A 12,280-nucleotide genomic window follows, 5' to 3' on the forward strand; every position below is an offset into this window, starting at 1 on the left:
AAAAAAACCTATTTTTACGGAACCATACAGAAGAAATAAAACCCTTTTATTTCTTGAAATTGACAACCTAATAGATACATAAAAGATGAGTTCAGAGAAAGAAGCCAAGTTAAAAGCGTTACAACTTACGCTGGATAAACTAGACAAAACCTACGGAAAAGGAACCGTAATGAAAATGGGCGATAAAGCCGTTGAAGAAGTAGAAGTGATTTCATCTGGATCTCTTGGTGTCGATTTAGCATTAGGAGTAGGTGGTTATCCAAAAGGAAGAATTATCGAAATCTACGGTCCAGAATCGTCTGGTAAAACTACTTTAACCTTACACGCTATTGCCGAAGCGCAAAAAGCAGGTGGTATTGCCGCTTTCATAGATGCAGAACACGCATTCGACAGAAATTATGCGGAGAAATTAGGAGTAGACATTGAAAATTTAATCATTTCGCAACCCGATAATGGAGAACAAGCACTTGAAATTGCGGAGAACTTAATCCGTTCAGGGGCGATTGACATTGTAGTTATTGACTCGGTAGCGGCCTTGACGCCAAAAAGCGAAATTGAAGGTGAAATGGGAGATTCTAAAATGGGGCTTCACGCACGTTTGATGTCACAAGCATTACGTAAATTAACAGGAACAATTAGCAAAACACATTGTACGGTTTTCTTCATCAACCAGTTGAGAGAGAAAATCGGAGTGATGTTTGGTAACCCTGAAACTACAACGGGTGGAAATGCGTTGAAATTTTATGCTTCGGTTCGTTTGGATATTCGTCGTTCGTCTCAAATTAAAGATGGCGAAAACGTAATTGGAAACAGAACGAAAGTAAAAGTGGTTAAAAATAAAGTAGCACCGCCTTTTAGAACGGCTGAATTTGACATTATGTATGGCGAAGGAGTTTCTAAAACAGGTGAGATCTTAGATCTAGCGGTTGAGTTTGAAATCATCAAAAAATCAGGATCTTGGTTCAGTTATGGCGATACTAAATTAGGACAAGGTCGCGATGCAGTGAAAGCTTTAATCAAAGACAATCCAGAATTAGCTGATGAATTAGAAGAAAAAATCAAAACGCAAATCAAAGAATTAGCGGCTGAATAACATATTTCTAGTCTAAAATAAAAACCGTAACACTATATTGTTACGGTTTTTTTATGCTTTAATGGTGTCAAAATCCACCAATTGCTTGTAAATAGTTTGAAAGACTTCTTCTTTAATGGCTTTTCTATCGTCTAGTGTTTTGCCTTTGGTTTCCAAATGTTGGTGAATTTTTACCCGCATTAGTCCTGGACTTCCGCTAAAAAAAGTATACGACAACCGTTTTTTATTGTCGCCAAAAGAAATGGGAACAATTGGTATTTGATGTTCAATGGCCAATCGGAAAGCGCCATCTTTAAACGTATCCAAAACGATCGATTCATCATAAGGAACGCCTCCTTCTGGAAAAATGCAAACACTCAATCCGCGATTCAATCGGTTTTGAGCGCTTTCATACACCGCTCTTCGGCTTTGCGCATTGTTGCGATCTACCAAAATACAAGTTCTTTTATAGAAAAAACCAAACAACGGAATCGAAGCCAACTCTTTTTTGCCGACAAAAACAAAAGGACGATCCACAACCGCTAACATCAACATGATATCTGTCATCGAAGTATGATTGGCTACTATCATATAACTTTTATTGGGTTCTAAGTCTTGAACGGTTTCGACTTTGTAATAGAAACCCATACTAAACAAGATAAACTTCCCCCAAATTCTTGCCAGTGCAAAAAAATATGGGTAACCGCGCTCTGATACAATAGACAATAACAACAACGGCAACATGACCAATATTGGCAAAGCAATCATGATGTAAAACCATACCCGCCACAACAACCAAAATAGCATTTTTACTCCTCTCATAGTTGCCAAATGTATGAAATGGATCGACATTTTGAAAATATAATTCAATTGTCATTCACTTTGTATAAATACACTGACGAGCTGATGTTTTTTAAAAAATATACATTTTACAATAAATATTTATTGATTATCAATAAATTTATATATTTGTATGTCTAATTTAAAAAACAGCATCATGGAAAAAAAGAAGGATTACGTATTAAAAACGCTTGAGGTAGTGTCTTGGATCATTTTCGTTGGGCTATGTGTTGAAGCGGGGGCCTTACTTTTTAATTTTGGATTCACGCTATTTAGGCCTATTGCGACACACAATGTGTACAAAGGCTTAAATCTATCGAACTTGTATCAAAATGAATTGGCCCACTACATTGGTATTATGAGCTGTGTCGTGCTATTGGCACTGTTAAAAGCTTATTTATTTTACCTAGTGGTATCTGTTTTCAGCAAACTCAATTTTGTTGCTCCTTTTAGTATTGAAATTGCCAAAATCATAGAAAAGATGAGCTACGAAGCATTGGCTATTGCCCTGTTAAGTTTTGTTGCTAATCAATATGCTGAAGCGCTGGTAACAAATGGATACGAACTTCATGAAACTACTGCCTATTGGAATGATGCCGATGCTTTTTTAATGATGGCCGCTATTGTGTATGTCATTTCGCGTCTTTTCAAAAAAGGAATCGAATTACAACAAGAAAAAGACTTAACAATTTAACATATGGCAATTGTAGTAAACTTAGATGTCATGATGGCAAAACGCAAAATGTCATTAAACGAATTGTCAGAAAAAGTAGAATTGACTTTAGCCAATCTTTCAATTCTTAAAACAGGCAAAGCCAAAGCGATTCGATTTAGTACCTTAGAAGCCATATGCAGCGCTTTAGACTGTCAACCGGGCGATATATTGGAATTCACCGCTGAAAAATAAAAAAAAGCACTACTCTCGTAGTGCTTTTTTAGTACTCTTAGTTAGACAACCAACCCGCAGGATTGATATACGAAGTGTTTTGTAGAATTAGGAATTTAAGTACCGTTTTTCCAGTTTCTCCATTAGAACGTACGCGGCCAATAGATTGTTTTCGACTTACTTTATCTCCTTTACCCACACTAACCGAGCTTAAATTTTGATATACGGTGAAATAATCCCCGTGTTGAATCATGACTGCTTTATTCACGGGTGTAGAATTAAAAACATTGATTACAACACCGTCAAATACTGCACGTGCATTCGCTCCTTGATCAGTGGTGATTTCAACTCCACTATTGTGAACCATTAACGATTTATAGACCGGGTGAGGTTGGTTTCCAAAACCTAATGTAATCGATCCACGTTCAACAGGATAAGGCAACCTTCCTTTGTTGGCTCTAAAATTATCCGCTACAATTTTGGCTTCTGGTGTTAGCTCAATTTTAGTAGATGAAATAGGCTTTTTGGCTTCTTCTTCAGGTTCTTCCACTTCAACTGGCTTAACCACTGTTTTTGTAGAAGTTTTGTTCGTTTTATTAGCAAGGGCCAATTCTTTTGCGGCAGCGGCAGCAGCAGCTTTCTTCTCTTTTGCGGCAGCTGTTGCAGCTGCTTTTTGTTTCGCACGTTCGGCGGCAGCTTTTCTATTGGCCTCAGCAATGGCTTGACGAATCAAACGGTCAATTTGCTTGTCAATTGCGCGCGCTTCTTGCTGCTTTTTCTTAATGTCATTAGCAATTTTATTCTTGTCTTTTTTAATGGCATTGACTAACTTTTCTTGTTCTTTCTTTTCTTGCTCCAACGACAAACGCTCTTTTTCCTTCTCATCAATTAGCTTCTGCTTGGCTGATTTTTGAACGTCAAGTTTTTGGTTATACACCACTAATTCTTTTGATTTTCCTTTAATTTCCTCGCCTTGAATTTTTCTAAAACTAGTATACTGTTTCATATACTGTAATCTTTTGTAAGCTTGTTGGAAATTTTTAGAAGACAATAAAAACATGGCTCTACTTTCTTCTGAACGGCTTTTATACGACTTCACAATCATTTTCGAATAGTCTTCTTTAAGAACCTTTAGCTCTTTTTTAAGCCTATTAATTTCTACCTGATTGATGTACATATCATTGCTCAACAATTTGGCTTGTTTCTCTGTGGTTTTAATTAAGTTTTCTTTCAAGGCAATTTTTTTTTCTTGAATAGCCATCACACTTACCGCCGATTTTTCTTTTTTCTTAACGGATTGTAAGAGTCTTTCATTCTCTTTAATTTCCTGCTGAATTTGAGCTTTTCGTTGTTCTAATTTTTCTTGTTGGGCGTCTTGGCTCCAAAGCATTGAAGTAGTACAAATAAAAAGTAGACTTAGGAGAAATTTTGGCATGGTAAAATGTTTTTGCAAATTTACTTAATTAATATTCTTTTATACCCATTTGGAATGCTATATGGGAAAGATAGTTCTTCGTTAAACGTTAGTGTGGTATAGTTAAAACTGATTTCTGTTTTCCCTTTGGATTGAAAAGTCTCAATCAATGTTTGCATCGGGACACTCCCTTCTTTAAATAAAGAATAGTCCCTATAACTGACATTAATCATTCTGTCTTGCTCTGGCTGAGCAATAGCTTGTGATAGGACACTATACTTTTCTTTATCCAAAATAAAAGATTTCATTGTTTTTCCCGATTGCAAATCGGTTAGTTCAAAACCTTCATCACTCGTTGACAAAGCATATTTTCCTTGTTGTAAATTATCGAAGGCCTCACCCAATAACATATTCTGAATTTTAGCATAATCCAAATCGGTACCTAACCATTGTGTTAATCCGGTAAAATCGCCTTCAAAATAGGTGCCGTTCATCTTTTCGTAATAACTCACTGATGAGGGTGTTATCAAGGCTTTCGCCATAGTAATTCCTAGAAAACGAACGCTAACTAAAATTTGTTCGTCTTTCTTGATTTTAATTTCTGCCGTTACATTTTGGGTTTGTTTTTCATCTGAAAAACGCACATTCGATTTGATATAAACGGTACTAAAGTTGATTTTGTTGTTGTAATGATTGGCTATTACTTCTGCTGCCGAAATCCCTTTTTCTTTGGGAGCTTCGGGAATCGATGCAACAACTGCTTGCTGGGTTTTACAAGAAGCCAATGCCATAATGAACAACAACGGAACAAGTCGTTTCAAATTGGAAAAATTAAATTTAGTAACGTTCATATGGGCCCTTCTCTTTTTATGTTTGTTATTCCAAAACAGAATAATCTCCAATACTAATACTTGTAAAATTACCGTCAAAACTTGCGTGATTTCCAATCATCGCGTTGTCTAAATGGGCATTTTTAATATGAGAATGGGTTTGTACCAAACTATTTTTGATAGTGCTATTGATTACATGGCATCCTTTCCCTAAAGAAACATTAGGCCCAACAGTCGCATTAATTAATACCACATCTTCGCCAATATAACAAGGTGGAATAATCGTTGAATTTTCAGATTTAAGTCCATAATCTACCAAATGTTCACCGTCATTATGCAAAAAGCCTAACATTCTAGAATTGGTTTCTACCGTCACATCTTTGTTTCCACAATCCATCCACTCAGCTACTTCTCCCGGAACAAACTTCATTCCTTTGGCCATCATTTGTTTGATTCCGTCATTGATTTGGTATTCGCCTCCGTGAATGATATTATTGTCCAATACCAATTGTAATTCGTTTTTCAACACCGCTACATCTTTGAAATAGTAAATTCCAATAACCGCCAAATCTGAAACAAATTCTTTTGGTTTTTCTACCAATTCTACAATTTCATTGGCTTCGTTCAAATTGATAACCCCAAAGGCTTCGGGTTGATCTACTTGTTTTACCCAAATTACGCTGTCGGCATTTTGATCCAAATCAAAGTCGGCACGAATCAAGGTGTCTGCATAAGCAATTACCGCTGGCCCACTCAAAGAATCTTTGGCGCACATAATGGCATGACCCGTCCCTAAAGCTTCATTTTGGTAATAGATGGTTCCTTTAGACCCTAATTTTTCAGCTATGGCAATCAAATCGGCTTCGACTTGTTTACCAAAACTTTCGTGAATGATAAAGGCAATTTCTTCAATATCTTGATTCAAAACCCCTGCAATATCTTCCACCAAACGGTGAACAATTGGTTTTCCCGCTACAGGAATTAAAGGTTTAGGGATAGTCAATGTGTGTGGGCGAAGACGAGAACCACGTCCAGCCATAGGTACTATTATTTTCATTTTTATGTAATTAACTTCATTATACGCTATTCATAATTGAATACTCTCCATTTTTGAATTTTGAATATTCAACTTCGAATGTTGAATTTTGAACTATTTATTTCTATTTCTTGAGGTATCAATACTTTTTACAAATATTGAAATTAATTCGTCATTTTCCTTTATTACAGCAATTAAATCTTGTTCTGCTTGTTGATACAATACCGCTCTGTGAATTATTTTCAAGTTGGCATGCGTTTCTCTTAATTCTTTTAAAACAACAGACATTTTATGAATAAAATCATTTCTGGATTCTGCACTTTGGGCTTCACTATAGTTCAATGACGGTGAAGTTCCTGAGCGAACTATTTGTCCCGATAAATGATTCCCTGCTTTGGTTGATTTTAAATTATCTGTTATGCTAATTATTTGAACAGCAAAATCAATTAGCCGTTCATGTAAATCGAACTTTTTCATTGGGGGTAGATTTAGGATTGAAATTGTGATATTTATTCTTTGTTCACTTCAATATTCCATGTTCATAATTGAATATTCACCATTTTTGAAATTGAAATATTTACCTTCGAATGTTGGACTGTTTATTTTACTCCCGTGCTTCCAAAACCGCCTTCGCCTCTGGAGGTTTCAGAAAGTTCTTGAACTTCAATCCATTCGGCACGTTCGTGTTTAGCAATAATTAATTGAGCGATGCGTTCGCCGTTTTCAATTACAAAATCTTCATTAGAAAGATTAACTAAAATCACTCCAATTTCTCCTCTATAATCGGCATCAACTGTTCCAGGCGAATTCAAAACGGTAATTCCTTTTTTGATGGCCAAGCCACTTCTTGGGCGAACTTGTGCTTCGTACCCAATAGGTAACTCGATAAACAAGCCCGTTTTTACAATAATTCTTCCCAAAGGAGCCAATGTGATCGGAGCTGTTAAATCGGCCCTTAAATCCATTCCGGCCGAAGCTATGGTTTCATAGTTAGGTAGTGAATGTTGCGACTTGTTGATGATTTTTATGTTCATTTTATTTTTTTCGTTTAATAATCGTTTGGATGGTTGCTTTCTCGTTGTGGTATACAAAATAAACGAACAACAACAATAACGGAATTCCCACAAAATAATTTTCGCGGAAGCCGTAAAAAGAAATCGCTGAAAACAGAATCGACAAGCCTAAATAACCCCCAATTTTTTCCATATCGTAGGGAATTGGATAATAACGATTTCCTAAGACATAGGAAATGAACATCATACTCCCATAAGCTGCAATAGTGGCAATTGCTGAACCGTAATAACTAAATTTTGGGATCAAAAGATAATTCAATACCAAAGTTAGCACTGCGCCAACAATCGAAATATAGGCGCCCATTTTAGTTTTGTCTGTTAATTTGTACCAAACCGAAAGGTTATTATAAATCCCTAAAAAGAAGTTCGCTAAAATGATCAAAGGCACCACCTTCATCGCTTCCCAATAGGATTTGTTATCCAAAAGCAAGAACTTCAATACATCCGCAAAAACAATTACTCCTAACAAAATGAGTGAACCAAAAATCACAAAATATTTGGTAATCATGGCATAGGTTTGAGGAGCATTTTCATTTTTAGAATGACTAAAAAAGAAAGGCTCAATTCCCAATCGGAAAGCTGTGGCAAACAAGACCATAAACAAGCCGAGTTTGTAACAAGCTGAATACGCTCCTACTTCAGACTTGGCAACGCCTTCTGGCAACCAATAACCTAACAGAATTTTATCAAAATGTTCGTTGACTGCAAAAGCAATACCGGCAACCAATATAGGCAATCCGTAACGCATCATTTTTTTCCAAAGCACCGCATCAAATTTGCGCGTTAAGAAAAGATAATTGGGCGAAAGCACTAGTAAAGTCAATAAGCTTGCGGCTAAATTAGAAACGAAAATATATCCAATTTCATAATTATCAACATACAAATTCCCAATAAAGGAATTCGGATTCGATGCTGCAATTTTAGGAAGTGCCAATAAGAAGAAAAGATTTAATAACAAGTTAACGGCTACATTTCCAATCTTTATGATGGCGTACAGCATTGGTCTTTGATTGGCTCGCAACTTTGAAAATGGGACAATCACCAAGGCGTCTAATACCAAAATCCAAATGGCATAAGTGACATATTGTACCTCTACATTGGCAAAGGAAGCAAGTGTTCCTCTAAAAATTAATGCGCCGAAAAGAAAAATAATAGAGGACCAAAAAATAGAAATAGTCGAAGTTGCTATCACATTTTCTTTGTCGGTTTCAGAATTGTAAAAACGGAAAAAAGCGGTTTCCATTCCGTAGGACAACACCACATTGAAAAAAACCATCCAGGAAAGAACTATTGACACCTCTCCATACTCGCCTGTGGGTAAGATACCTGTGTACAAACGCACAAGTAAAAAACTCAACATTCGAGGCAAAACCGTGGCTAATCCATAGATTGCGGTTTGTTTGAAAAGACTTTTATATAATCCCAAGTTGGTCTGGTTTAGGTATTGATAAAAACAAAAATAACGAATTCTTTGGTTTAATTCTGATTTTGAAATTGGAATAACCCCAAATTTGTTAACAGCTTTTTTATGATAATCCGGCTTCGTTCAGGGTTTTAATAAAGTGAAAACCTCTAGGGTAATACCCTTGATTATAATAAAAACGGTGTGCCGTGAAATTGCCAGTAAAGGCATCTAATACGATCATAGTACAACCCGCTGCTGCTGCTTTTTCATTAATATAATCGGTCATTAATTTTGCCGCTCCTTTTAAACGATGATCTGGATGCACAATAAAATTATCGATTTCAAAATACCTTCCCGACCAGAGTTTAATTCCCGACCATAGTCCAGACAGTCCTATGCATTGTTCGCCTTCATATACTGCAATTTGAATATAATTGTGCGGAAGCATTTCGGTCAGATAGGCTTCGTATTTTTCAATAGTGAAGTTATTGCTGTACAAATGTAGCATCAAATCAAATTGAGCTAACATGTCTTCTAGTGTAGTAAGTTCTCTGATTTCCAAAGTGTAAATTTTTTATAAAAATAATCAAAAAAAAGAGCCCCGCAATGCGAGGCTCTATTGATATATTTCAAAATAATATTATCCGTTCAACGCTTCTGCACCACCAACAATCTCTAAGATTTCGTTAGTAATTGCTGCTTGACGCGCTTTGTTGTAGGTCAATTTCAATTGATCTCTTAATTCTGTTGCGTTGTCTGTTGCTTTGTGCATTGCTGTCATACGCGCTCCGTGTTCAGAGGCAAATGAATCTCTAATTCCTTTGTACAATTGTGTTTTCAATGATTTTGGAATCAAAGTCAATACAATCTCTTCTTTAGAAGGCTCAAAAATATAATCGCCTGATGAAACTGGTTTATCGGATTGGATTGGTGCCAAAGGCAAAAATTGTTCGGTTTGAATAATTTGAGTAGCCGCATTTTTAAATTGGTTGTATACCAATTCGATACGATCGTATTGGCCAGCCACAAATTTTTGTGTTAATACTTCGGCAATTTGAGCTACATTATCAAAAGTCAAATCGTCAAAAATGGCGCTTTGATTATCGATAACGGTTAACGTTTTGCTCAAAATATCGTTTCCTTTTTTCCCAATTGCAAAAACATCTACTTGTTTTCCTGCGTAGAAATCAGAACGGTTTTTAACTTCTTTAATTACGTTTGTATTAAAAGCACCACACAAACCTCTATTTGAAGTGATGGCCACTACCAATACTTTTTTGATTTCACGTTGCGACGTGTAATCTCCTCCTACATCACCATCTAAGGTGGCAGAAAGATTTTGTAATAATTCCGTTAATTTTTCGGCATAAGGGCGCATCGCTGTAATCGCATCTTGTGCTTTTTTAAGCTTTGCAGCAGACACCATTTTCATTGCCGATGTAATTTGCATCGTGGATGAAATGGAAGTAATTCTATTACGGATTTCCTTTAAATTTGCCATCTTTTATTGAGTAATTAGTGAGTGGTGATTAGTAAATAGCTCTTCACTAATTACTAATCACTCTTCACTTAAAATTAATTATACTTAGCTGAAACTTCTTTTGCTACTTTTTCGATAACATCAGTAATGTTGTCATCTAATTTACCCGCTTTCAAAGCATCAAGGGTATCTCTGTGTTTGTTGTTTAAGAATTCCAAAAAGTCTTTCTCAAATTCTTTTACTTTATCCACAGGAACATTTCTCAATAAGTTTTTAGAACCCGCGTAAATAATAGCTACTTGATCTTCCACTGTAAAAGGATCGTTCAACCCTTGTTTCAAGATTTCAACGTTTCTTTTACCTTTTTCAATTACGTTCAACGTAACTGCATCTAAGTCAGAACCAAATTTAGCAAACGCTTCCAATTCACGGTATTGCGCTTGATCTAATTTTAAAGTACCTGATACTTTTTTCATGGATTTGATTTGTGCATTACCTCCAACACGAGATACCGAAATACCAACGTTAATAGCAGGACGAACCCCAGAGTTAAACAAATCTCCATCCAAGAAGATTTGACCATCTGTAATCGAAATTACGTTAGTTGGGATATAAGCAGAAACGTCACCCGCTTGTGTTTCGATAATTGGTAAAGCAGTCAATGAACCTCCTCCTTTTACGATTCCTTTTAGAGAATCTGGTAAGTCATTCATGTTTTTTGCAATACCATCATCCGCAATCACTTTACAAGCACGCTCTAATAAACGAGAGTGTAAGTAGAAAACGTCTCCAGGATATGCTTCACGTCCTGGTGGTCTTCTTAATAAAAGAGATACCTCACGATACGCCACAGCTTGTTTAGACAAATCATCATAAACAATCAAAGCTGGACGACCAGAGTCTCTGAAATACTCCCCAATTGCAGCACCTGCCATTGGAGCATATACTTGCATTGGAGCTGGATCAGAAGCGTTAGCGGCAACGATAATCGTATACGCCATAGCTCCTTTTTCTTCTAACATTTTTGCAATTCCTGCAACAGTAGACGCTTTTTGCCCAATAGCAACATAGATACAAAATACAGGTTTTCCTGCATCGTAAAATTCTTTTTGATTTAAGATCGTGTCGATACAAACAGTTGATTTACCTGTTTGACGGTCACCAATAACCAACTCACGTTGTCCACGTCCAACTGGAATCATTGCATCTACCGCTTTAATTCCTGTTTGTAATGGTTCTGTTACTGGTTGACGGAATACAACTCCTGGCGCTTTTCTTTCCAAAGGCATTTCGTATAATTCCCCACCGATTGGTCCTTTACCATCGATTGGCTGACCTAGTGTGTTTACCACACGTCCTAACATTTGCTCTCCTACTTTAAGAGACGCAATACGTTGTGTTCTTTTTACAGTTGAACCTTCTTTGATTCCTGTTGAAGCACCTAAAAGTACCACCCCAACATTGTCTTCTTCTAAGTTCAATACAATAGCCTCAAGACCATTTTCGAATTCTACTAACTCTCCGTATTGAACATTAGATAGCCCGTACACACGAGCAATACCATCTCCAACATTAAGTACTGTTCCTACTTCTTCTAGTGTAGCACCAGATTCAAAACCTTCTACTTGCTTTCTTAATATTGCTGAAATTTCAGCAGGTTTGATTTCCGCCATCTTACTTTATAATTTAGACACTTTTATGTGTAATAACTAATTACTAAACTCTCTTTTTAATACTTGTAATCTATTAGCAACCGAAGCATTGTATTGCTTGTCGCCTATTCTTAAAATAAATCCTCCAATAATTGATGGATCTACGTTATTTTTAATTGTAATCTTCTTGTCTGAAAGAGTCGCTACTTTAGCCAAAACCTTAGCTTCTAATGCGGCATCCATTGGAATAGCTGTTGTTACTTTAGCTATTTCAATTCCGTTCATCTCGTCAGATAATTTATTGTATTCTAAAGCAATTGCTTCAAGAATCTCGAATCGTTTGTTTTCAAATAACAAATGAAACAATCCTTGTGTTACTCCATTCACACCAGAGAAAACTTCTAATAACGCTTTTTCTTTTACCTCAACAGTAGTTGTTGGGCTTTGAATAAAAGTGTTTAATTCTTCGTTTCCGTTGATTGTAGAAGCAATCAATTTCATATCGTTATTCACAGCCTCAGCTACTCCTTTTGAATTGGAGATTTCTAAGATTGCTTTTGCATAACGAATTGCTGCTCTTGTACCTGCCATA

Annotated in this window: 14 protein-coding genes; 3 read left to right on the forward strand and 11 right to left on the reverse strand. The window is 36.3% G+C overall.

Annotation, left to right across the window (positions count from 1 at the left end; all coding sequences use genetic code 11):
- The first annotated feature begins 85 nt into the window (after positions 1-85).
- Entirely contained in the window at positions 86-1,093 is a 1,008-nt protein-coding gene (recA, locus tag LPC21_RS02675) for a recombinase RecA (protein ID WP_229317967.1), read from the forward strand.
- A 51-nt stretch (positions 1,094-1,144) separates the two neighbouring features.
- Here the strand turns inward: recA and LPC21_RS02680 are convergent, their stop codons facing one another.
- On the reverse strand, positions 1,145-1,894 hold the full coding sequence (locus tag LPC21_RS02680; protein WP_229318533.1) for a lysophospholipid acyltransferase family protein: 750 nt from the start codon (positions 1,892-1,894) through the stop codon (positions 1,145-1,147).
- Between the two features lie 175 nt (positions 1,895-2,069).
- Between LPC21_RS02680 and LPC21_RS02685 the strand changes: the two genes are divergently transcribed.
- Together LPC21_RS02685 and LPC21_RS02690 are read left to right on the forward strand one after the other, a co-directional pair.
- A complete protein-coding gene (locus LPC21_RS02685; RefSeq protein WP_229317968.1) occupies positions 2,070-2,606 on the forward strand; it encodes a DUF2975 domain-containing protein in 537 nt (178 codons plus the stop codon).
- A gap of 3 nt (positions 2,607-2,609) precedes the next feature.
- The gene (locus LPC21_RS02690) at positions 2,610-2,819 is read left to right on the forward strand and encodes a helix-turn-helix domain-containing protein (RefSeq protein ID WP_229317969.1); all 210 of its coding nucleotides are present in this window, start codon (positions 2,610-2,612) and stop codon (positions 2,817-2,819) included.
- A gap of 37 nt (positions 2,820-2,856) precedes the next feature.
- On the opposite strand, the gene LPC21_RS02695 is transcribed toward LPC21_RS02690, so the two are convergent.
- The 10 genes from LPC21_RS02695 to atpH all read right to left on the reverse strand — a co-directional run bounded on the left by LPC21_RS02695 (position 2,857) and on the right by atpH (position 12,279).
- A complete protein-coding gene (locus LPC21_RS02695; RefSeq protein ID WP_229317970.1) occupies positions 2,857-4,233 on the reverse strand; it encodes a murein hydrolase activator EnvC family protein in 1,377 nt (458 codons plus the stop codon).
- Between the two features lie 20 nt (positions 4,234-4,253).
- A complete protein-coding gene (gene lolB1 / locus LPC21_RS02700; RefSeq protein WP_229317971.1) occupies positions 4,254-5,063 on the reverse strand; it encodes a lipoprotein insertase outer membrane protein LolB1 in 810 nt (269 codons plus the stop codon).
- A gap of 25 nt (positions 5,064-5,088) precedes the next feature.
- Positions 5,089-6,099 (reverse strand): sugar phosphate nucleotidyltransferase, encoded by a 1,011-nt coding sequence (locus LPC21_RS02705; protein WP_229317972.1) that lies wholly within the window; start codon positions 6,097-6,099, stop codon positions 5,089-5,091.
- Between the two features lie 93 nt (positions 6,100-6,192).
- A complete protein-coding gene (locus tag LPC21_RS02710) occupies positions 6,193-6,555 on the reverse strand; it encodes a four helix bundle protein (RefSeq protein WP_229317973.1) in 363 nt (120 codons plus the stop codon).
- 122 nt (positions 6,556-6,677) lie between these two features.
- On the reverse strand, positions 6,678-7,112 hold the full coding sequence (dut, locus tag LPC21_RS02715) for a dUTP diphosphatase (protein WP_229317974.1): 435 nt from the start codon (positions 7,110-7,112) through the stop codon (positions 6,678-6,680).
- A gap of 1 nt (position 7,113) precedes the next feature.
- The gene (locus LPC21_RS02720; protein ID WP_229317975.1) at positions 7,114-8,577 is read right to left on the reverse strand and encodes a lipopolysaccharide biosynthesis protein; all 1,464 of its coding nucleotides are present in this window, start codon (positions 8,575-8,577) and stop codon (positions 7,114-7,116) included.
- A 100-nt stretch (positions 8,578-8,677) separates the two neighbouring features.
- Positions 8,678-9,118 (reverse strand): GNAT family N-acetyltransferase, encoded by a 441-nt coding sequence (locus tag LPC21_RS02725; RefSeq protein ID WP_229317976.1) that lies wholly within the window; start codon positions 9,116-9,118, stop codon positions 8,678-8,680.
- Between the two features lie 78 nt (positions 9,119-9,196).
- Positions 9,197-10,057, reverse strand: a complete 861-nt coding sequence (gene atpG / locus LPC21_RS02730; RefSeq protein WP_229317977.1) for an ATP synthase F1 subunit gamma — start codon at positions 10,055-10,057, stop codon at positions 9,197-9,199.
- A gap of 74 nt (positions 10,058-10,131) precedes the next feature.
- Complete coding sequence (gene atpA, locus LPC21_RS02735) at positions 10,132-11,709, reverse strand: F0F1 ATP synthase subunit alpha (protein WP_229317978.1); 1,578 nt, start codon at positions 11,707-11,709, stop codon at positions 10,132-10,134.
- Between the two features lie 36 nt (positions 11,710-11,745).
- Positions 11,746-12,279 carry an ATP synthase F1 subunit delta gene (gene atpH / locus LPC21_RS02740; protein WP_229317979.1) on the reverse strand — a complete coding sequence of 178 codons (534 nt, stop codon included), beginning with the start codon at positions 12,277-12,279 and terminating at the stop codon, positions 11,746-11,748.
- Between the last annotated feature and the right edge of the window lies 1 nt (position 12,280).

Source organism: Flavobacterium ammoniigenes (assembly GCF_020886055.1).
Taxonomy (GTDB): domain Bacteria; phylum Bacteroidota; class Bacteroidia; order Flavobacteriales; family Flavobacteriaceae; genus Flavobacterium; species Flavobacterium ammoniigenes.